This window comes from Methylobacterium sp. WL8 (assembly GCF_008040045.1).
GTDB classification, from domain to species: domain Bacteria; phylum Pseudomonadota; class Alphaproteobacteria; order Rhizobiales; family Beijerinckiaceae; genus Methylobacterium; species Methylobacterium cerastii.
This window is the reverse complement of the sequence record NZ_VRVF01000018.1, coordinates 41069-62973: the sequence shown is the minus strand read 5'-3', so window position 1 is coordinate 62973 and position 21905 is coordinate 41069. Positions and strand designations below refer to the sequence as shown.

Sequence of the window (21905 nt, the reverse complement as noted above, 5' to 3'; positions counted from 1 at the left end):
GCCGCCACCCTGCGTCAGGCGGCGGCGTGATGCGTGTCGGGACCCTTCAGATGGGGCGCCGCGGGCAGCGAACCAAGATGGCGCAATGCGCGTGTCGACCGCGGGCCGGCTCACGCCTTCTCGGGGGCGGTCTCGTCCGGCTCGAACAGCTGCACGGGATGACCCGGCATGATCGTCGAGATCGCGTGCTTGTAGACGAGCTGGGAATGGCCGTCGCGGCGCAGAAGCACGCAGAAGTTGTCGAACCACGTCACCACGCCCTGCAGCTTGACGCCGTTGACGAGGAAGATCGTCAGCGGAATCTTGTTCTTGCGGACATGGTTGAGGAAGGTGTCCTGAAGGTTCTGTGCGCGTTCGGCCGCCATCTTCTTATCCTTTGTTATCTTGGCGCCCGCCTTCGAAGGCGGGTTCTCGATCTTGTCGCGCCGTCGATCCCGCCACCGCTTCGCTGGTCTTGGAGGAGCCTGCGGCGGACCGGATCTTCATATTACGCGTTCAATTCCCCCGTCGATGCAAGACCCGAACCGGGTCCGCATGCGACGAAAGGGGGCTGGTTCTCACCGCGGCCGCCATGCGTCCGCAAGGGGCTCAGGGGCCGATCCCCAGGGACTTGAGCTTCCGGTGCAGGGCCGAGCGCTCCATCCCGATGAATTCCGCGGTGCGGGAGATGTTTCCCGAGAAGCGGGCGATCTGCGCCACGAGGTACTCGCGCTCGAAGATCTCCCGCGCCTCGCGCAGCGCCAGGCTCATTAGCTTCTCGCCGCCGGCCCCGTTCGGGGTCGTCGGCACCAGGGCGCCGATCTCGGAGGGCAGCATCTCCGAGGTGATCTCCTGGTCCGGGTCGGCCTGGGTCAGGATCATCAGCCGCTCGACGTTGTTCTTGAGCTGGCGCACGTTGCCCGGCCAGTTGTGCGATTGCAGCACCGCCATCGCGTCCTGGCCGATGACCCGGCGTGGCAGCCCGGTCTGGGCCGAGATGTTGTCCATGAAGAACTGGATCAGCTCCGGCACGTCCTCGCGGCGCTCCGAGAGCGAGGGCACGCGGATCGGCACCACCGAGAGCCGGTGGAACAGGTCCTCGCGGAAGCGCCCGGCGGCGATCTCCTCGGCGAGGTCGCGCGACGACGACGAGATGATGCGCACGTCGACGTGCACGCGGGTGGTCCCCCCCACGCGCTGGAAGTTCTGATCGACGAGGACGCGCAGGATCCGCCCCTGCGTCTCGCGGGGCATGTCGGCGACCTCGTCGAGGTAGAGGGTGCCGCCATGCGCCTCCTCCAGCGCGCCGACCCGCCTGCCCTGCTCGCCCCCGGCCTCGACGCCGAACAGCTCCGATTCCATCGTCTCCGGCAGGATCGCGGCGGCGTTGAGCAACACGAACGGGCCGCTGGCCCGCGCCGAGGCCTTGTGCAGGCCGCGCGCCGCGAGCTCCTTGCCGGAGCCCAGCGCGCCGGTGATCATGACCCGGGCGTTGGTCGGGGCGACCCGGTCGAGGGTCTGGCGCAGCTGGTTGATCGCGACCGAGCCGCCGACGATGCGGTTGGCGGTGCCGGAGCGTGCCGTGAGGTCGCGGACCTCGCGCCGGAGGCGCGAGGCCTCCAGAGCGCGCTCGGCCACCAGGATCAGCCGGTCGGCCTTGAACGGCTTCTCGATGAAGTCGTAGGCGCCGGCCTTGATCGCCGAGACCGCGGTCTCGATGTTGCCGTGGCCCGAGATCATCACCACCGGCAGGTCCGGATGGGACGCCTTGATCAGGTCGAGCACCTGCAGGCCGTCGAGGCGCGAGCCCTGCAGCCAGATGTCGAGGAAGACGAGGTGGGGGCGGCGCGACTCGATCGCGGCCAGCGCCTCGTCGGAACTGCCCGCGGTGCGCGAGCGGTGGCCCTCGTCGTCGAGGATGCCGGCGACCAGGTCGCGGATGTCGGCCTCGTCGTCGACCACCAGGATATCGGCGCTCATGGCTGCATCTCCGCAATCATTCGGGGGGCCGTCGACGCGGCGCCCTTCTCGTCAGGGTTGGCGCGGGCCGGGCCCGCGTCGTCCGCGTGCGGCAGCGCCCGGGGCACGCGCATGCGCACCTGGCCGCCGCGGCCGGCGGGGTTGTCGTTCAGCTCGATCCCGCCGCCATGCTCTTCCAGCACCTTGCTCACGATCGCCAGACCGAGGCCGGTGCCGCCTTCGCGAGTCGTCATGTAGGGCTCGAGCAGGCGCTGGCGCCCCTCGGCGGGAAATCCCTTGCCGTTGTCGGTCACCGCGATCGTGGCGAAGCCCTCCTCGACGGTGAGGCTTAAGGAGACCTTGCCCTTGCCGAGCTCGGCCTCGGGCACCTCGGCCACCGCCTCGACGGCGTTCTTGAGGATGTTGGTGATCACCTGGCTCAGCAGGCGGATGTCGAAGGCCGCGGTGATCTTCTCGGCCTCCGCCGTCCCGGTGCCGCCGACGCCGTGGGCGGTGAAGGCGAAGTCGATGTCGGGATGCGCCACCCGCATCATGAACAGGTTCTGCTTGGCGATCTCGGTGAGGTCGTTCTCGGCGATCGCGGGCTTCGGCATCCGGGCGAAGGACGAGAACTCGTCGACCATGCGCTTGATCTCGTCGACCTGACGGATGATCGTCGCCGTGCACTGGTCGAACACCTCCTTGTCGGCGGTGATGACCTTTCCGTACTTGCGCCGGATGCGCTCGGCCGAGAGCTGGATCGGGGTCAGCGGGTTCTTGATCTCGTGGGCGATGCGGCGGGCCACGTCCGCCCAGGCCGAGGTGCGCTGGGCCGAGACGAGGTCGGTGATGTCGTCGGCCGTCACCACGAAGCCGCGCGCCCCGCCCTGCGCCTGCTCGCTGGTGACCCGCACCGCGATGGTGCGCTCGCGCCCGCCGCGGGTGAGCTGGATCTGGTGCGCCTGCGCGCGCTGGCGCCCTTCCGTGCCCGGAAGGAGCGGCGCGAGCTCCGGCACCGCGTCGGACAGGCGCTGGCCGACGAGCGCGCCGTCGGCGAGGTCGAGCATCCGCTCGGCGGCCGGGTTGGCGATGGTGACGAAGCCGCCGGCGTCGACGCCGACCACGCCGGGCGAGACACCCGACAGCACGGCTTCCGTGAAGCGCCGGCGGCGGTCGATCAGGTCGCTCGCCGCGGTCAGCCCGGCATGCTGGCGGCGCAGCTCCTGCGTCATCTTGTTGAAGCTCTCGCCGAGGTGGGCGAGGTCGCCGTCGGTCTTCCGCGCCGGGACCTGGGCGTAGAAGTTGCCCGAGGCGACCTGGTCGGCGGCGTTGATCAGGCGGCGGATCGGGGCGACGAAGCGGTTGGCGAAGTTCATCCCGAACCACACCGCCGAGAGCAGGGCGATCAGGGCGATCAGCACGAAGATCGAGGCGAAGGTCACCTGGATCGAGGTGCGCAGCGAGTCGTAGGTCAGGTATTCGGCCGCCGCCGCCCGCGACACGCCGGGGAAGTCGATGGCGAGCTGGTTGACCTCGCGCTGCACCAGCAGCACCGCGTCGTCGTAGGCCGGCATCCGGAACATCGCCGCGAAGACGCGGCCCTCGGTCGGCAGCAGGCAGATCGGGTCGCTGGACTTGGCCGCGTCCTCGAAGGCGGCGGCCGAGGGCAGGCGCGTCGTCTTCAGCACGTCGATCTTGGCGCGCGCCACCACCTCGTTCGGCCCGCGCATGATCTGGGCGACCGGCAGGCCGAGGTTGCTCGCGCGGGTGGTGAGGAAGTTCTCGAACCAGTCGCGGTTGACGTCGAAGTTCGGCCGCGCTCGCGTCAGGTCGTCGTTGAGGATGCGGATCTCGCGCGCCAGCGACTGGCACTGGTTCTCCTGGTAGGCGTCGGCCACCTCCACGGACTTCAGCACCACGTCGCGGACCCGGTCGGTGAAGCCGAGCGAGAGGCCGCGGTCGATCGTCACCGAGGCGACGACGGCCAGCAGGCAGGTCGGCAGGATCGCGATCAGCGAGAACAGGCCGACGATGCGGGTGTGGAGCCGGGCCACCGCCGCGTTGGCGCGCCGCGCATGCAGGAAGACCCGCGCCTCCCAGGCGATGATCACGGCGAGCCCGAGCACCAGGGCGACGTTGATCGCGAGTAGCGTGACGCCGATCGTCGGCGTCGGCGTCACGCGGATGACGCCGGCCAGGATCAGGAAGGTGGCGATCGCCGAGACCAGCGCGGTGACGACCACCACGGCGCCGATCCAGCCGGGCCCGCGCGGCCCCGGCCGCATCGCGTCGGGGGCGGCACCGGCCTCGTCGGGCCTTGCCGGCGAGGCCTCCGAAGGGGCGCTCAAAGCCCTGAATCGCGAAAACGGCATGGCTGATGCAGGGCCACAACAGTGTGGCGAAATTATTACGAATCGGGCACGGGATGGGCGCTGGCGACCGCGCCGGGCTGGTCCGACCCGCGACGCTTCGGCCTCGCGGCCGGTGCTTGGACCCCGCGCCGGACGATGCTATCCCGATCGACGGAGGCGAACGGGGTCTGGTGGCCCTCCTGGTCTTCAAAACCAGTGGTACGCCCAAAGCGTACGGTGGGTTCGATTCCCATCCGCTTCCGCCAGATCTCTGGTCCAACCCGCTGTAATTGTTCTATTTTCTAGTGCTGAGTTTTCTCGGCCCCAATCACGGCCCCAACAAAATTTCCGGTTTTAGGCGGCCGTCCACGGATCCCTGCGAACCGTTCGGTGGGTCAATCAGCGACAGAAGGCCCTGCCTGCCGATTCAATCGACCGTCGGTGTACCTACTCGAAACTGCGGACTGCTGGCCGGATCGAACCGAGCTGAGCGAACCCTTATGTGGCCATGTTCGGTCCCGGTTAATCACCGTGTTTTAGGCCATGCCCTTTAGCGTCTGGCGCACGATCTTGCCGCTAAGAGATGCCTTCGTTTGGAAGGCCCGGCGGGGTTCGGCGCCTGCGTAGACTACGATGCCCGGTTCCGCTTCCGTCCCCTCCTCCCCCCCTTAGCTTGGCGGCACGCATCACGATGAGCGCCGCCTTAACCGACGCGCTTCGCGTCACGTACAAGCTACGAGGCTACTCGGTCAGCCGGCCCAGTGAACGGACGGCGGCCGCGTTCCATCGCCCGGTTCACGCAGTCTCCGAGCCGACGCCCGACGCGGTTTGACGGTGCCGACTTATGGGGGGATGCGACCGCCGGCCGCAGCAGGAATCTGCGTCCGGCGGTAAATTCGCGGTGGGGCTACGGGAATACCTCTCATCGGCTCCGCTAGAGCGTCCGCGAGATCCCTCCGTTATGTTCAGCTCTTCTCGTCACCCCACTCAGATCCGTCACACGCCGCGCCTCAGCGGACAGTTCACTCTGCCACGATCGCACTGCGGCTCGGCGTGCTGATTGCGCTTGCCCTCGTAGCACCGCCCGCCCGCGCCGATTCACCGTTCGAGGGGCGCTACCAGGGTCGCGGCGAAGGCCGGCTCGACCTGCAGGTGTTCGAGCTTGGTGACGGCAGCGGCGCCCACTTCGTTGTCGCCAGCACCGCCCTCCCGAACGAGTGCACCGGTGAATTGCGTGGCCTCGCCAAGCCCGGCGGTCCGGGGGCGCTGGTGCTGACCCGCAAGGAGACCGGGTCGGAGGAGGTCTGCACCCTAACCCTGCGCTTCGGCTCGGACCGCAAGCGCGTGCGGGCGGAGGAGCAGGGCTGCGGCGACTTCCACGGGACTTCCTGTGCGTTCAACGGCGCACTGACCCGCCGCTGACCACACGCCTCTTCGGCCGGGCACCTTCGCGCGTCTGGACCGCCGGGCTTCCTCCCCTCCTCACATCCCCTCTCGACGGATCACCCCCATGATGCGCGCGATGCTGCCACTCGCCTTGTTGCTGCTGGCCACCCATCCGGCCCGGGCGAACCCGCCGATCGACGAAACCAAGTCTGGCGGCTGTCTCGAACTCAAGCTCGACGGCCGAACCTCCCCCTGCAACCACGACTTCCGCCTCGTCGACGACGGCAAGGGTAAGGTGAACTTCGTCACCGGTTATCAGGAGGGGCAGGCGAAGCCGGAGATGGTCGTCAACTTCGCGACCACCCAGGCGCCGGACATGGAGAAAGCCTACGGCTACGCGCTCCGCCTGACTAACGTGACGCTGATGACCGTCGGCGCCCCGGACCGGCAGCGGCACTGGCGGGCCAAGGGGATCTGCTTCCTGGTCAAGCCGAACCCGGTGCGGGCCGGCACGAAGGTCGTAAGGCAGGACATCGTGGTGATGTGCTCCGCAACCATGGCCGATGCCAGCGCGCCTGTGCGCCGGATCGACTGGAAGTTCGTGTACTGACGGAGGAGATCACATGAGCATGACCACCCCCAGTACGGAGACCGCCATTCCCGAGCCTAACCCGGCTTCCGACGAGACGCCCATGCCGAGCGTTGGCATCTTTTGGGGCGTGCCGGACGGCGGGCGTACGGTACTGGTCTCGGACCACACAATCTTGCCAGAGGCTGAAGCTTACGGCGATTGCCTCACCCACCCGCGTGGACATCATAATGTTTGGGAGGCGTGGCGAAAGCTCGGCGCCACGACACTGCGCCGCCGCGGCTTGCCACCAGCAATCGCCGGCCACGAGTATGAGGCGTTCCCGCGTGGGCGAGTGGTCTACATGCGGGAGCCAGCGCTGTTCACTCTTTACGCCGACCGCCGCCTGCAGCGGCCCGACACGATCATCGAACTCGTCCGCAGGTTCGGCCTCGCCGACGAGCGTCATGTCGTGCGCTCGGATGCACACTATCGCACGCTCGTTTAACTCGCAGGGGGCGCAGCATGGGTGGCAGCTCGGCTGATATCGAGGCGCTGCTGATCGACGTCACCGATCCGAACAATCAGACGCCTGGGATGCTGCCGGCGATCTTCCGCGACATTATCGGACGCCTCGACGCGGCTGGGCTTGCCTACGCCGTAGTCGGCCGCATCGCGCTGGCGCTGCATGAGCAGGCCCGCTTCGTGAGCGTGATTGAGATCGTCGCCGATCTCGATGTGGATAGGCGTCAGGAGGCCGCGGAATTCGTGCGGACGACGCGAGCACGGTTCGCCGAGTGTATGGACCCGCACCCGTTTCGGCGACCCATCAGCCTGACTCTCCGTCCCTGCATCTGCGCGACCGAGATGCGCCTTTTGGCGGACGCGATCATCCTCCCATGGTTCGGTGTCGCGGCGCGGCTAGCGAGCGCGGAGCACCTGCTCTGGGTCTGTTGCCGGACTGAGCCCGTTACTCTGGATGACGCCGAGCGGCATGTTGATGCCATCGCGCTGATCGCAGGCGGCGCGGTCGACCTCCATCGCGTGCAGGGCCTGCTCCGCGAGACGGACGATGTCGACGAGGCAGGGCAGAGGCGGTTGCGGCTGGCAATTGGCGACGCGGTCCTGTCGACAACGTCCTCGTTCAGCCGGTTCATGGCGGAGCGGCGGGCCCGGCTCGACCCGAACTACGTGCCAGTCTGGCGTTGGCTACAGACGGAAACCGCGAGCGACGACGAGCCCTGAGAGCGCTGCCGTCCGACACGGCATAGCCCCGCATCGCTGCGAGGGGTGACCGCGTCCACGGGTGCGCAACGGCTGTCGCGACCACTACATCACAGAGAAATTTACCCCAGCCGGCGGCAGAGGATCTGGACTGACTGGACCGCCCCTGGCTGCCTACGGCGCCCACCGGCGGTGGGCGCCGGCGCACCACCGGTAGGCGGATGAGTGCCCCCTTGGCAACGGCACCTCTGCCGCCATGCCCCTACGGCTTCGCGCTCTTAAGCTCTCCGCCCGCCTGACCTCAGCACCGAGACCACCCGACCCGGACCATCGCCGGTTTTCCGCCAATCCCGACCACGCCAAGTGTCTGAAACTTGGCACCGCTCGACGGGTGGGTTCTGCCGACACGCGGCCTCGACGGCAGCCAACGACCTCCAGCTCGGCCCGACAGGTCGACGCCTCCGGAGTCGCTCATCAACCGCACACCCGCCCCACTACCATCGGCGCGACGACGGGCGCAGTTCATCCGATCGCCGCTTCGTCCGTCTGCGGTACCGGGCCGCGCACGCCCGCCCACTCTGGCGCCTGCTGATCCTGGCTGACGCGCAACCGGCGCCATTCGAGTCCCGCGAACGCGGCATCGAACGACGCGTCCGCCCCGATCGGCAACGCCGCCCGCGCCTCCGCCCAGAACCGCTCCGCCAGTCCCGGGTCGACCAGCCGACCTCTTCCGAGATGCCCGGACTGATCGCGGTTGCGCGGTGCCCCGCACCCCTGACATGCTTTGACCGGGAGGGTTGCAAGACATGGATCTAGTGTTCGGCCTATGGGCGGATGGGGGGGCGAGTCCGGATCACGGAGGTGCCGCCGGGGGCGCGTTGGGACAGCCGGTCGTCGGCCCCGGCGGCTTGGTGGACATCCTCGAGACGGCGCTCGGCCTGGGTGGCCCGCGCCGCGCGCAGGTGGTCAGGATCGCCGCGCTCCAGTCTACGCTGGAGGCGCTCGAGGGCGACTTCTTCTGGTCGCGATCCCTGACGATGGACCCATGGGCCACGGCGCGCACGGTGCTCGCCTGGCGGGACGAGCTAATCGGGCTTGGCTGGCGCGCTGACGCGCCGTGGACCGGCCGCCGTCTAGCCGACCTCGCCGCCGCTTCCCGTGCGTCGACCGTGCTGGCGCCGGGTCTCCCCGACCGCTTTGAGGCGGTGCTCGGGGCGCTCGACGGGGACGGCACCGCCTCGCCGGTGGCCCGCGTCCGGCTGATCGATCGGGCCGATTTGCTCCCGTCCCCGGTCCGCAGGGTGATCGGGCGGCTGCGCGCGCTCGGCTGCATCGTCGAGGAGGTCGCGACCGCGCGCGCCGCGGATCCGGAAACGTCGCTTGGAAGGCTTCAGAGCTGGATGCTGGACGGCACAGAGCCCGCGCCGGGGGCCGACGGCACGGTCACCATCGCGACCGCCGCCAGCGAGCCGCTTGCGGCCGAGGTCCTCGGCCAATGGTTCGCCGGACGGGGCACGGGGGACGTCGCGCTCGTCGCCCAGGAGGGCGACACCGACCTGCTGGACCATGGGCTGACGGCTTCCGGGCAGCCCCGGGCGGGTCGCAGCCGATCGTCGGTCCACCGGGGATTGCTCCAGCTCCTGCTCCTCGCCTTCAAGGGCGCCTGGGCGCCGTTCGATCCGCAGGCGCTGATGGAGCTGCTCGTCTTCCCGGGCTCGCCGGTCCCGTCGCGGGCCGCCTGGCGCCTCGCGTCGGCGCTCGAGCAGGCGCCGGGGCGTGGCGGCGCGAATTGGACCGCGGCGTGGGACGCCGTCGCCGAGGCGGAGCGCGCGCGGGCAGAGGGCAGGGCCGCCGAGCTCGCCAAGGCCGAGACGAGGTTGGCTGGGTGGCGGGCCTGGTCCGAGCCGGAGATGGCCGATCCCGCGATCGGCATGCCGATCGCCCAGGCGCTCGCGATCTGCGACCGGGTGACCGCCTGGGCCGTGCGTCGCTACGCGGCCACGGGCGACCTGCTCTACGCGTCGACCTCGACGCTCGCGGAGGAGGTCCGGGCGGCGCTCGCCTCGCTCTGTCGGGAGCGTCTGCCGCGGCTGCTCGTGGAGCGGGTCATCGACCAGGCGCTCGATCTCGGCCACCCCAACCCGGCTTCACAGGCGGAGGCGGCGTCGTGGCGCAGCGTCCCCCATCCCGGCGCGGTGTGGGCGCCGCGTGACGCGGTGGTCTGGTGGAAGTTCGTCGCCACCCGGGAAGGCGCGTCCCGGTCCCCTTGGACCGAGGCTGAGCGCGCCGAGCTCGCGGCGGCTGGCTGCCCCGCCGACGACGTGACCGTCGCGGCGCGGGCCGCGAGCGCCGCCTGGGAGCGTTCCGTGCTCAACGCGCGCGAGCGCGTCCTCTTCGTGTCGGGTGGTACCGGCTGCGCCTCGGACGACGGGACGCACCCCCTTTCGCACCGCCTCGGGCCGGCGTTGGACCGCGTGGCGACCCGCATCGGTCTCGAGACGGCGCTGCGCGTGCCCGGTTTCAGCCTGGCCGGGACCCCGATCGAGCGGCGCGCCGTCGAGGCCCGCGCGCTGCCCGGGGCGCGCTTCGGGTGGACCGTGCCCGACGGGTTCGCGGCGCGGCTGGCGGCCACGGCCGAGTCCGCGACCTCGCTCGAGAACCTGTTCTCCTGCCAGCTCATGTGGGCGCTCCGGCACGTCGCCCGGCTCCGCCCCGGACGGGTTCGCTCGATCCCCGACGCGAACCAGCTCCTGGGCAATCTGGCGCATGCGCTGGCGCGCGAGGTCTTCACCCCCGGCGACCCGCCCGGACCGGACGAGGTCGAGCGGCGCACCGCCGAACTGCTCGAGGGGTGCATCGACGAGCTCGCCGCACCCCTCCGCCACCCCGAGTTCGCCGAGGAACTGAACTTCGCGCGGCGTCGGCTGCCCGCCGCCATGGCCGCGCTGGCGGGGTGCCTTGCCGAGAACGGCCTGACTGTCGAGGCGACGGAGCTCCAGGTCAGCGGGACCTTCGAGACGCTCCTGGCGATGCGCGGCGCGGTCGACTTGGTCGCGCGCGACCGGGCCGGCGAGGCCGTCATTGTGGACCTCAAGTGGACGCGCAGCGAGCGCTCGCGGGTCGGGGAGCTGTCCAGCGGACGGGCCGTGCAGCTCGCGACGTACGGCGCGCTCGTCGCGGGCGACCGGCCCTACCGGGCGGGATACTTCCTCCTGAACCAGCGCCAGTTCCTGACCCTCGCCGGGAACGGCCTCGTCGGCCGTCCGGTCGAGGGCGCGCGCACGTTCCCCGAGACCTGGGACGCCATCGTCGCGGGGTGGCGCACGTGGAGGACGGGCGCGGATGGCGGGACGCTGCTCGCGACCGGCGTCGATGGGGTCGTGGACAGCATCCCGGCCGAGCTCGGCATCGTCCGCGACGTGCACTGCGAGTGGTGCGACTACGCCACGCTGTGTCGCGTCAGGGGGCTAGCATGACGGAGGTTGGAATGCAGAACAGGGTCGACACGATCATCGCAAGCGCCGGGACGGGCAAGACGTTCCGCCTCGTCGAGGAGATCGTCGCCGAGGTCGCCGGCGGCATCGCGCCCCACCGGGTGCTCGCCACGACGTTCACGAAGAAGGCCGCAGCGGAGCTCGCGGGGCGCATCCGCGCGCGGTTGATCGAGGGCGGTCGCGCGGACCTCGCCGCCGCGATGCTGTCGGCGCGCATCGGCACCGTGAACTCCGTGTGCGGCTCGCTGATCTCGGAGTTCGCCTTCGAGCTCGGGAGGTCCCCGGTCGCGGAGGTGATCGCTGAGGATCGGCAGGCCGCCGTCTTCGCACGCGCCGTCGGCGGCGAGATCGAGAAGGGTGGCCCGGCCATCTCCCAGGTCGCCGAGCGATTCGGGCTGCAGGCGCGCAGCTACGTGATGCACGGGCGCACCGTGCGGGGATGGCACGACGAGGTCAGGCGCGCGGTCGACCTGGCGCGCTCGAACGGCGTGCCCGCGGACCGGCTCGCGCATTGCGCGGCCCGCTCGTCGGCCAGCCTGGTCGCACTGCTGCCGGAGGCGCACGGAGGCGAGACTGCTGAATCGCTGGACGCGTCGCTCCGCGCCGCGCTGGAGTCCTGCAAGGTGGAACTCGACCGCAACCGCGCGGGTCTGAAGGCGACGACTGTCTCGAAGGACGTACCCGTCGTGGAGAAGGCGCTGCGCACGCTCGCGTCAGGCGACCGGCTCCCTTGGTCCGACTGGGCGCGCCTGACCAAGCTCGGCGCGACGAAGGCCGACGAGAGGCTCTTCGCCGGCGTGATCGCCGCCGCCGCTGCGCACGCCCGGCATCCGGGCCTGAAGTCCGACATCCGGTGCCTCGTAGAGCTGGTGTTCGGCTGCGCCGCCCGGTGCATGGAGGCCTATGCCGAGCACAAGCGCGCACGGGGCCTGCTGGACTTCGTCGATCAGGAGATGCTGGCGCTCGAGATCATCGCCGACCCGTCGAACGCCCCCCGGCTCCGCGAGTTGATCGGCGCGGTGTTCGTCGACGAGTTCCAGGATTCGAGCCCCATCCAGATCGCCATCTTCACCGCGCTCTCGCGCATCGCCGCGCGCAACCTCTGGGTCGGCGACCCCAAGCAGTCGATCTACGGCTTCCGCGACGCAGACCCTGCGCTCACCACGGCCGCCGCGGCGGCGGTCACGGCGTCCTCCGGTGGTCAGGTCTCGTATCTCCGCCGCTCCTACCGCACGCGGCCCCAGCTGGCGGACTTCGTCAACGCCGCGGTCGCGCCGAACATGCTTCGCGTGGGCATGACGGAGGAGGAGATCTGCTTCGCGGGATGCGACCGCGCCGAGGACGCCGCGTTCCCGTCGGCGCTGTCGTTCTGGCCCATGACTGGGAAGAAGAAGGAGGAGCGCACCGCCATGCTCGCGGCGCGCATCGCGGGCATGCTCGGCGACCGCGCGGCGTGGCCAGTGAGCGGAAGGGGCGGCGAAGCGCGCGACGTGTGCGGCGGCGACGTCGCGGTGCTGTGCCGCGGGAACGCGCAGGTCGGGGACCTCGCGGCTGCGCTGTCCGAGCACGGCATTCGCGTCGCGGTGGAACGCTCGGGACTTCTCAACCAGCCCGAGATCGAATTCACGCTAGCCGCGTTCCGCTGGATCGCGGACGGCAGCGACACGCTCGCGCTCGCCGAGCTGGCCCGTCTCGGGTCCGACGACGACGGTTGGTTCGCCTCGGTGTTCGAGGCGGACGCCCGTGCCGGTCTGGCCGCAGGTCTGCCGTTCGCGGACGCGCTCGTAGCGATCCGGGAGCGCGCGCCGCAGCTGACGCCGGTCGAGGTGCTCGATGCGCTGCTACACGTGGACACGGTGCTGGACACGATGCTGGGCTGGGGGGACGCCGAGCAGCGGCTGCAGAACCTCGAGTCACTGCGCGGCCTCGTCGAGGGCTATCAGGAGGAGCAGCGCGCCGAACGTCAGGCCGCGACCCTGACCGGCGCCTGCGCGTGGATCCTCGCTCGCGACGACGCCCGTCAGCCCGAGAGCCGGCATCCGGACGCCGTCAACTTGATGACCTACCACGGCGCCAAGGGGCTCGAGTGGCCGGTCGTCGTGATGACAGAGCTCGACGCGCCCTCGCGTGGTTCGCCCTTCGGGCTGACCGCGGAGGACGAGGCGGAACCAGATTGGAGCGCGCCCCTCGCCGGACGCGTGCTCCGCTACTGGCCCTGGCCCTACGGCGAGCAGCAGAAGGGCGTCGATCTCGACGTGAGCGCGCCGGCCAGCCCGCAGGGCGTCGCCGCGGATGCGGCCGAGCGGCTGGAGCGCACGCGTCTGCTGTACGTCGGCATGACGCGGGCGCGGGACCATCTGGCGCTGGCGACCACGGGCGGCGCGTTGCCGTGGCTGGGCGAGCTGCAGGACGATGCCGGAACCGCGTTGATCGCCGACGCCGGCGACGCCGTGACCGTGGCGGCCGGACGGTTCCCCGCGCGGCCCTGCGCCGGGCTGGCCGAGCCGGCGCCCGACGACGGGACGCCTCCGGCGGTCGAGTATGGCCGGCCACAAGCGGAACGGATCGCGCATCCCCCGCTGCGGCTCCGGCCGAGCGACGCCGTGCTGCGGGAGGGTGCGGTGACCGTCGCTGCGGCCGACGGCCTGGGCGCACGCATCCCGCTGGTCGGCAACCCCGACCTCCAGCTTCTCGGCGAGGCGATCCACCGCTTCCTCGCGGCGGACGACCCGGGCGCCGGCGTCGCGACGAGGATCGCGCGTGCGGAGGCGATGCTCCGGCGCTGGGGCGTGCCGCAGGTCGCGCCGGGCGACCTCATGACCATCGCCGATCGGCTGCACGCGTTCGTTGGCGCGCGGTTCGGCGGGGCGACCGCGCTTCGCGAGTGGCCCGTGCACGCCGAGGACGGGCTGCAGGTGCTGACCGGGCGGCTGGACCTTCTCGTCGACCTGGGCGACGGCTACGCGATCGTCGACCACAAGAGCTTCCCGGGGTCCGTCGCGCTCGACGAGGAGCGCCTGCGCGCCTTCGCTGGACAGGTCTCGGTCTACGCCCGCGCGATCGAGCGCATCACCGGCCGGACCAGGTTCGAGTACTGGGTTCACCAGCCGATCGCGGCGGTCATGACGCGCATCGAGATCAGCTGACGCGGGTGGGGCGCCGGCCGTCGGTGCCCCCTGCGATCGGGCGGGTCGCCAGGCTGGCCTAGCGGCCCGCTAGGTGGCCTTCCGGCGCCGGGATACGGTGCAGTGGACCGGGCATGCCGGGTTGGTCGCGACCGGCATCGCACCGCCGGCCCAGCCCTCGGGCCGCAGCGCGTTCATGAAGGTCTGCTGGTCGGTCAGCGCCCCGCCTTCCAGCCCGAGCGACCGGATCCAGTGCGCGACCAGCATCAGTCCCGACAAGAGCGAGACGAAGGCAGCCGTCGGGATCGGGCCCGTCGGCGTCGCTGCTGCCGGGTGGAGGCAGCCGACGCACGCCTGGCCGGGCATGTGGGACGACACCAGCACCGCGAACCCCTCGTTCGCGCGACTTTTGATGTCCGCTTTCTGGCAAGCACTTAAATTCTGCTTCTGGCGCATCTCGGAACGCGCGACGACGCTTTGACGCATGGCAGCGCGTGCGCCTCAGCTGTCGGAGCCCCTATCTTCGCGAAAACATCAGCCAGACCAGGGACGAGGTGCACCCACCCGGCCGGGTGGTGGCGGTGGTGCACCACCTGCCCTACCACCCCTACGCCGACACCCGCCGGCATCCCACCCTACCTCCACCGACGTGGACGACGGCGGCTGCGACCACCCCCTGGCGGACCGGCACCTCGATCACCGACTGCGCCTGAGCACCAGCCCGGCCAAATCGGTGCGCACCGGCCGCCCGGCAGGAGGCCAAACAGCACCGTCCTCCTCCGTCGTTCATCGCGCTGCCCGGTCCGGGAAACCTAGTCCAGCCGCACCCCCGCGGCCGTGACCCAGGACCACTCCGATGGACATCACCGCACCCCTGCCGCCCGTAACCGCCGACGATCCCAACCCCTCCGCGGCCGCCGCCCACACGCTCCTCGACCCCAGCGGCCTGGGCCCGATCGACCGCGTCCCCCTCATTCCCGAGGCCGCCCGCCGCCGTCACCACGTCTTCGTCCCCGCCGACCACCGCTTCAAGGCCGCCGCCCGCTTCCTGCAGGCGCTCTGGCGCGAGGACCGCGGCCTCGCGATCGGCACCCACATCGATCGCCGTGAGCTGCACCGCCCCCGTCGGCTCGGCTCGCGCATCTCGGCCGCGGCCGGCACGCTCGGCGCCAACTTCCTTCATCCGGACATCGTCCCGGTGGTCGCCCGCGCGCTGGCCTACCGTGAGCCTAGCGCGGCCTACGACATCGACCGGCTGAAGACCAACTTGCTGTCCTCGCAGCCCCTGGCCTTCAACCTCTTCGGCCTACTCACCAGCAATCCGACCCTGGCCACCCGCTTCGTCAACGAACTGCTGCCGGGGACCATGACCCACGTGACCGACATCCTGTTCGAGCACTCGCCGGGACGCAGCGACCCACGCTTCACCGCCGACCGCACCGCCTACGACGTTGTCCTTCGTGGCTGGGACTCGACCGGCGCCCGCGTGCTCACCTGCATAGAGATTAAGTACAGCGAGCCCGGCCACGAGCCCGCGCCGCCGCCACACCCGCGGCACGCGGAGATTGCCCGCAGCACCGCCGGCCTGTTCGTGGACCCGGACGATCCGACGCTCACCGGTCCCGCTTGCCAGCAGCTCTACCGCCAGCACTGCCTCGCCAGCGCGATGCTCACGGCCGGGCTCGCGGACAAAGCGGTGCTGGCCTTCATCGCCCCCACACACAACCAACTCGCGCACGCAGCGGCATCAACTTACACGCGCCAGCTCATCGACCCGCAGGCTGGCCCGATCCCATTCATCCCCATGACGCTGGAGCACGCGTTCGCGGCAATAGCCACGGCCGGTCTCCCGAACCACGCTCGCGCGCTGCATCGTCGTTACACGGACTGGTGGCTCGTCGACGGCGAACTCGACCTGGCTGGCGTACCCACTCCCGCCCCCGGCACACAGACGACCGCCCCGTCACCAGAGTCCGATGAATTCATTCACATCGCCACCCGCGCCCCGGCAAGAGCGACACAGCCGGGCCGAGGCCGCAAGCATACTGTGGCACCGGCCAACCTAGCGGCGTGAACGTAGCTCAACATTAGTAGCTTCCGGGGCCGGCCTGCTTGAAAGGGACCGGCCCCGAACCTGACGGATCAGGACGGCTACAGCGACAATCACCACCGTAGCGCCGGCCCTTCGTTCACCCACCTTACGACCGACATCGAGCGCATCACCCGACCCGGCACATCGACCTATCGCCGCCGTTCTGCGCCGTCCTAAGTGTTTAAAACTCGAAACCCCTCACCGGTACGGTTCTGCCGACAAGCGGCCTTCCCGGCCACCGGCGACGTGTAGCTCGGCCCCCGCACATGCTACCTTTCCCTGGCGCACAAACTGCCCAACACTTCACATGGTTGGTTCGTCCTTGCAGTAGCGCGTGCTGATCAGCATTGCCTCTCAGCTTCCCGCGAAAAACAGGTTCATGGCCTTGTTGTTCGCAAGCCTCATGATTGGTGAGTGCACGAGCGACGTTGGACGTCTTGCAGACCCTCACCCCATTTATTCAACCGGTGGATGCAAAGGAATATCCTAGGCGAAAGCACGCATCTTTCAGTTTAAGAAACATTTTATGAAAAGCTAGAGAGCACTATCGGAAACTTTGATCATGTTTCGTTCTTGTAGCGTACATACCGTAAAAAAGCTTCAAGTCATTGTATTTTATGGATGTTTAAATTAATTTTCATGGCGCTGAGGCCACATTCGGGTGAGCCGATCCAAGCTGCTGCATCCGGGGTATAGGATCCTACAGCCAGGGCAAATTTGGAGCACGCTGTCTCCCGTCAGCAATCGTGGAATCCAGCGCCTCCCGTAAGATCGGGCGATGCGACCCCAAGCAAACGCGGGCGTGGCAGGCGTGATTGCTCCCAGGTCACCCAGGAGCGCTGCATCGTTCCTTGATCAAACCGGAACGATAAAACCGCCGCACGATCGCCGGCTCCTAATACATCGGACATCGGCGATGCGGCGCCGCGCTGGTCCTCCACCTCCACCGCATCGCGCCGCGCCGCCTCTGAGCGCCAGCGCCGCCGGTCGGCATACTCAGCATGCTCCCAGCCACTTCCAAGGAAAGCCCAGGCCTCCGCCCCGAACGGTGAAAGTGCCGTCAGGCCGTATGATGCCTCGGCCTCCTGCCTACCGGCGGCAATGGAACGCGAAGTCCCGACGCGCCGACCGTGATCGAGACGTCCGGCGGGACGGCGGATCCCGGGGCAAAGGCCAATGAGGTCGACGAGGGGACGTCGCCGATCCTCCGCGTTACGCCCGACCAGCGAGGGATCCAGACCGCGGCAAAGCAGACGCAGCAGGTTCGTGTGCCGCCGGTGCGCGCGCTTCTGCGTCCCGTGTGTCTCGTCGCCTCCGGGGTTTGTGGCTCCTCCGTAGTGGCGCAGCTGAACGGCCCGAAGATCCGGCGCTGATCCGCACTTGGTCGGAAGGAAACTGCCGCGCAGCCAGTGCTCGACGTCGCGCCGGTGGTGGAGCGGGATGTGCGCGGCGATCTGAGTGACGAGACCATCGCTGGCGTCGACCTCGTGCACACAGATCCAGTGAAGCGGGGCTGCCTCGCTCGTCGACTTCGACGGTCGGGGGCGCTCCCAGCGGTTGAGGGCTAGACCGAGCTCATGCAGGAACTGGCGCGCGAGTTCGACACCCTCGTTCTGGCGGGCGCCTTTAAGACGCGCATGGTCGAAGCGCACGCGCGCGTTAAATACAAGACCGTACTCCCGGACAAGAAATGATCCGGCGTCCCAGATGCGCCTCGCTTCGTCCTTCGACAGGTAGTTGGCACCACCGCCATCGGGTGTCGCGGCGCGCGCGGAGCGACGCGCCCGCCGTGGGGCGAGGCCAAGCGCGCCAACATTCGCCATAGAGGGCATTGCCGGCCAGACCACATTGCTTCTGAAACGGAGGACCCGTTCCATCAGAGCCGGCTCGCCGAGTTGCCCGGGCGCGATCGTCCAGTGCGCGATGATCCGCTCCCAGAGCGTGGTCTCGCTTAGCCCCAGCGCTTCCGCGCGGCGCGCGAAGCCTGCCCGGATGGCCGAACGCCGCACAGCCGGCAGATCGGTCATCGTACGATCGGGGCGGTGAACACGCATGACGTCGTTGATGAACACGAATACCAGCAGACGGTGCAGCGCGAGGAGCTTCACGGGCGGTTCAGCAAGCCAGCCGTCAAGCGCACGCAGCTGTCCCTCGAGATCGTTGTCGAGCACAGCATCCAGATAATCAGCGAGCTTCAGGGCATCGCTGAGGGGGAAGTGACGGCGCACATTCTCAAGATTTACGTGGCCTTCCTCGCCAACCGCTTCGATGGCGCGGAACAGGTCGCGCGCGTGTCCCCGGGCGTAATCGACGAGAACGCTGAGGGCCTCCCCTTCGTAGGCGAGATTTCGCTTCCGGCACACGACGCGGGCGTAGGCTTCGGCTGTCGGAGCATCGAGGAGGTCCGTGCGCACGGCGTGGCATCGCGATTGGACCGCTGATGCGATCTGGTCGCGATCCGTGGTGACGAGGAAGACGGTCAGGTGGGCTGGCCGGTCCTGCAGAATTTGATGTAGCGCGTGAAAGCCCCCCGAGGAGAGCTTGTGCGCTTCGTCGAGGACGACGACACGCCGTTGATCCGCTCGCGGCAGCTGATGGCGGCTGCGCGCGACAATCTCACGAATCCATTTAACGCTGACGTCGGAGCCACAGTCGTAGTAGGACAAGCGCGGATGATGATCCCTCGGCTCGACAAAGTTGAGATCGGCCTCAACGCAGTCCGAGCATTCGTTGCATGGCGATAGCTCGTGCGGCTCGGCAACGGCGCCCATGCGTCGACCCGTGCACAGAAGCGCCTTGGCGGTTATCCGCGCGAGCGAGGTTTTGCCCGAGCCGTAGGGACCGTGAAGGAGGAAGGCGGCCCCGCGGGGATTAGCGACATGCCGCCCCAGAACCTCGGCAACGTGCCCCTTCAGGACTTTCACGGCGTGCTCCTGACCGAACAGATCCTCGAAGCGCTCCGGCACGGCGTTGCCCGGCTGCCTCACCGCTCAGCCTCCCGGCTTCGTACGACCATCAAGGCAGCCACACATGATCTCCGAAGTCAGCCCCAGGGTTTGATCGATCTCTACGTTTCGGCGAGCGGCGTCTATACGGAGGATGAACGGGCGTGTTCCTGCGCTCGGGGCATCGAGGGGCGACCCGGTGGACAAGTACGACGACCCGGACGATCCGGACGCCGAGGATCAGATCGTTTTTGATCGCAGCGCCTGGAGTGCGATGCATCGCCTGCACGAGCGCTGGCAGAATAACCCCCAATCACTTGCCTTCCCTCCGCTGGGTGAACCCGTTGAGAAAGGTAAATATCAGTTCAGGATGCGCTTCGGCGACCTCGACGACGCACTGGTGGCACTGACGCTGAAACGGAAACCGTTGCCGCTGCAGTTCGAGCTGCTACCCGGACGCCTGCGCCTCTCGGTGTCTTCTGAGCACGGCCTGGTCGCTCAGGTGGATGCGCCGCTGATCAGCAGGCCGTTCGCCGACTCCGTCTGTGTCGAGGGCGTCCAGCAGATCATGGTGCAATTGCCTCGGCTGCGCCACAGTGTCGATCGCGGCGCTGAGCTCGATTGCGAGATCGATCTCGACAGACGACACCTCCAGTTGAACCTGCCGCGTTCACTCGGCGAGCAGCTCGATGCGCCGCCGCGGCGTGGACGGAAGCGACGCAACTACCTCCAATTCGGGATTAGTGTTCCGTCGAGTCGCGAGGCCCGACCGTGGGAGGCTCTTACGCTTGGAGAGGGGCGGCCCATCGACGTCGAGGCGGTCGCGCGCGTGCTCGCCTGCGCCCACCGGCTGATGGCGCATCAGACCTTCGAGCGGGAGGACAGTGGGATCGACGTCAGCGACGGCCGCGCTGTGGCAGGCAATTCAATCGCCTTCTACTGCGTCAGCGACCCGAGCCTCAGCGCGCTTGCGTTCCGGGTCGCCCCCTCCGACAGCGTCCGTCTCCAGGGCGCGCTGAGGCGGATGTCGCCCGATCGGGCCCGCCACCACGCCAGTTCAACGTCGGACATTTTCACGGACGGCGTTCTGATCTGCGCCATCGGGCGCCCGAAGCACCCCTTCCCTGCTCTGGCGCGCGCTCTCAATGGTCTGTCCTACGATGAGGTTTGCGTCACACAGGACAAAGGCAAGCCATTCTACGGGCAAGTGCAGATCATTCTCGGCGATCGCCAAGGCGACGCAACGGCGCGCCTCTACGGCTGTGGGGAGACCCTGCGGGCTTGCTTCGAGGTGCGCGTGCAGTCCCTCGGCCCAGTCTATGCCATTGACATCTATCCTTCTTCGCTTAGCGACGCGATCGTGGCGCATGCCGTGATCGAGGAGGATGAGGTTATCGCTGTCGATGCCGAGCTGGTCGACACACCAGCGGTCATCGACCACAAGGTCGTTCTCGACAGCCGGCTGGCCTACCGCGTCCTGACCACGCTGCCCAATGGACCGGTTAGCCTACGCTTCGTGGGTTCGCGAGCGCTTCTCGTCTACCACGAAGCCGGCAGCATGCGCGCAACAGCGTTCTTCGCCAGCAAAGCCGTCGCCTCGCGTTGATCGACTAAACCCAAAGGGGCTTGAGGCCGCAGGTTCTGACGGATCTTTCTCGGGCCGCAGCTGACTGCCGCGATCAGAGGACAATCCAGTCGTGGCCGTTCAAGCGCCGTGCGGTTGACCGACCGACGCGTGGACCAGTCCGTTCAGCATGTCGCAACGTCTAGGAATCCGGGCCTGAACTGCTGCCACCGCGCAGCCGCTCGGATCCCCACCCTTCATGCCCCCGCACGACATGCACACCCGCGTCGCCGCCGCCATCCTCACCCAGCTCGAGACAGCCGACCCCGCGTCGTAGACTCCACTCTGGCACGGCGCCGATCCGATGCCGCGCAACGCTCGCACCGGGCGGCGCTACCGTGGCATCAACGTGCTGGCGCTGTGGTGCGCGGCGCAGACCAACGGTTACGCCGACGCGCGCTGGGCGACCTACCAACAGTAGGCCACCCTCGGGGCGCAGGTCTGGAAGGCCGAGCGCCGCACGCTGGTGCTGTTCTACAAGGATCTGCCGCGCAGCGCCCGCGCCGAGACCGGCGATACCCACACGCCCGACGGCGTCCCCCCCCCCTTCGTCGCACGCGCCGTTCACGTCTTTAACGCCGCCCAGGTCGACGCCGCCCCACCAGCCGCTGATGCCTTCTCCGTCACGTCGCAACCCACGCCTTTGCCGGCATCCGATGCCTTCGTCGCGGCCACCGGTGCTACAATCCGCGAGGATGGAGTTCGCGCCTGCTACGTGCCGGCCACTGACACGATCCACCTGTAGCCGCGAACCGCCTTCGATACGCCCACGGGCTACGTCGGCACGCTTGCCAACGAGCTCGTACACCGGACCGGGGCATCCAAGCATGCCCTCCGGCAGCGCATTTCGGCTGGCGAGCCTTCATTGCCACCTGCCAACGCGCACCCTCACCCCGCGCGCGACGCATGTGCACTGCCAGCCTTTGTGTCGACCGTTGCCCAAGCTCCGCAACAGAAGATCTAAGCCCCGCGCAAACAGCACAGTAACTCAGAGCACTGAGAAGCGTGACCGCAAACTTACCCCTTCTCGTATGCTCGCGCGGAGGGTCCCTTAATATATCTAGCAGGCAGGCAGAGAACAGACGACGAGAGCGCCCCCGATTTTTGACGGATGTCTCTCCTGCGCCAACCTAAACTCTGAAACACAAGGGTAAGGCT

15 protein-coding genes, 1 tRNA gene and 1 pseudogene are annotated in these 21905 nt (G+C 68.6%); 12 read left to right on the top strand and 5 right to left on the bottom strand.

Features of this window, described 5'->3' with window-relative positions; translation table 11 throughout:
• Positions 1 to 110 precede the first annotated feature (110 nt).
• The 3 genes from hfq to FV234_RS09215 all read right to left on the bottom strand — a co-directional run bounded on the left by hfq (position 111) and on the right by FV234_RS09215 (position 4310).
• Entirely contained in the window at positions 111 to 365 is a 255-nt protein-coding gene (gene hfq / locus FV234_RS09225; protein WP_066925253.1) for an RNA chaperone Hfq, read from the bottom strand.
• 223 nt (positions 366 to 588) lie between these two features.
• Entirely contained in the window at positions 589 to 1959 is a 1371-nt protein-coding gene (locus FV234_RS09220; RefSeq protein ID WP_147752532.1) for a sigma-54 dependent transcriptional regulator, read from the bottom strand.
• Positions 1956 to 4310: a PAS domain-containing sensor histidine kinase gene (locus FV234_RS09215; RefSeq protein ID WP_147752531.1), complete on the bottom strand. Its 2355-nt coding sequence runs from the start codon at positions 4308 to 4310 to the stop codon at positions 1956 to 1958. The genes FV234_RS09220 and FV234_RS09215 overlap by 4 nt, the downstream gene beginning before the upstream one ends.
• 152 nt (positions 4311 to 4462) lie before the next feature.
• On the opposite strand from FV234_RS09215, the gene FV234_RS09210 reads away from it, so the two are divergent.
• The 7 genes from FV234_RS09210 to FV234_RS09180 all read left to right on the top strand — a co-directional run bounded on the left by FV234_RS09210 (position 4463) and on the right by FV234_RS09180 (position 14107).
• Positions 4463 to 4555: transfer RNA gene (locus FV234_RS09210), tRNA-Sec, on the top strand.
• A 787-nt stretch (positions 4556 to 5342) separates the two neighbouring features.
• Positions 5343 to 5711, top strand: a complete 369-nt coding sequence (locus FV234_RS09205; protein WP_147828843.1) for a hypothetical protein — start codon at positions 5343 to 5345, stop codon at positions 5709 to 5711.
• Between the two features lie 88 nt (positions 5712 to 5799).
• Positions 5800 to 6285 (top strand): hypothetical protein, encoded by a 486-nt coding sequence (locus tag FV234_RS09200; RefSeq protein WP_147828841.1) that lies wholly within the window; start codon positions 5800 to 5802, stop codon positions 6283 to 6285.
• Positions 6286 to 6298: 13 nt separating this feature from the next.
• Entirely contained in the window at positions 6299 to 6751 is a 453-nt protein-coding gene (locus tag FV234_RS09195) for a hypothetical protein (protein WP_246686152.1), read from the top strand.
• 17 nt (positions 6752 to 6768) lie between these two features.
• The gene (locus FV234_RS09190) at positions 6769 to 7488 is read left to right on the top strand and encodes a hypothetical protein (RefSeq protein ID WP_147828839.1); all 720 of its coding nucleotides are present in this window, start codon (positions 6769 to 6771) and stop codon (positions 7486 to 7488) included.
• Positions 7489 to 8345: 857 nt separating this feature from the next.
• Positions 8346 to 10943 (top strand): PD-(D/E)XK nuclease family protein, encoded by a 2598-nt coding sequence (locus FV234_RS09185; protein ID WP_147828837.1) that lies wholly within the window; start codon positions 8346 to 8348, stop codon positions 10941 to 10943.
• A gap of 11 nt (positions 10944 to 10954) precedes the next feature.
• Positions 10955 to 14107, top strand: coding sequence for a UvrD-helicase domain-containing protein (locus tag FV234_RS09180; RefSeq protein ID WP_187273627.1), 3153 nt, complete (start codon positions 10955 to 10957; stop codon positions 14105 to 14107).
• A gap of 69 nt (positions 14108 to 14176) precedes the next feature.
• Here the strand turns inward: FV234_RS09180 and FV234_RS09175 are convergent, their stop codons facing one another.
• Positions 14177 to 14470, bottom strand: coding sequence for a hypothetical protein (locus FV234_RS09175; RefSeq protein WP_210250873.1), 294 nt, complete (start codon positions 14468 to 14470; stop codon positions 14177 to 14179).
• Positions 14471 to 14640: 170 nt separating this feature from the next.
• Here FV234_RS09175 and FV234_RS26140 point away from each other — a divergent pair, with 170 nt between their 5' ends.
• Both FV234_RS26140 and FV234_RS09170 read left to right on the top strand, forming a co-directional pair.
• Positions 14641 to 14799 carry a hypothetical protein gene (locus tag FV234_RS26140; protein WP_187273626.1) on the top strand — a complete coding sequence of 53 codons (159 nt, stop codon included), beginning with the start codon at positions 14641 to 14643 and terminating at the stop codon, positions 14797 to 14799.
• Between the two features lie 143 nt (positions 14800 to 14942).
• A complete protein-coding gene (locus FV234_RS09170) occupies positions 14943 to 16160 on the top strand; it encodes a hypothetical protein (RefSeq protein ID WP_246686151.1) in 1218 nt (405 codons plus the stop codon).
• 755 nt (positions 16161 to 16915) lie between these two features.
• Here the strand turns inward: FV234_RS09170 and FV234_RS09165 are convergent.
• Positions 16916 to 19165 carry an AAA family ATPase gene (locus tag FV234_RS09165; RefSeq protein WP_147828831.1) on the bottom strand — a complete coding sequence of 750 codons (2250 nt, stop codon included), beginning with the start codon at positions 19163 to 19165 and terminating at the stop codon, positions 16916 to 16918.
• Between the two features lie 157 nt (positions 19166 to 19322).
• On the opposite strand from FV234_RS09165, the gene FV234_RS09160 reads away from it, so the two are divergent.
• From FV234_RS09160 to FV234_RS26630, 3 genes and pseudogenes are all read left to right on the top strand, one after another.
• The gene (locus tag FV234_RS09160; protein ID WP_147828829.1) at positions 19323 to 20729 is read left to right on the top strand and encodes a hypothetical protein; all 1407 of its coding nucleotides are present in this window, start codon (positions 19323 to 19325) and stop codon (positions 20727 to 20729) included.
• Between the two features lie 316 nt (positions 20730 to 21045).
• Positions 21046 to 21168: pseudogene (locus FV234_RS26635) on the top strand (ArdC family protein); the annotation flags it as partial.
• Positions 21169 to 21213: 45 nt separating this feature from the next.
• Positions 21214 to 21492: a hypothetical protein gene (locus FV234_RS26630; protein WP_246686149.1), complete on the top strand. Its 279-nt coding sequence runs from the start codon at positions 21214 to 21216 to the stop codon at positions 21490 to 21492.
• The last annotated feature ends 413 nt before the right edge of the window (positions 21493 to 21905 follow it).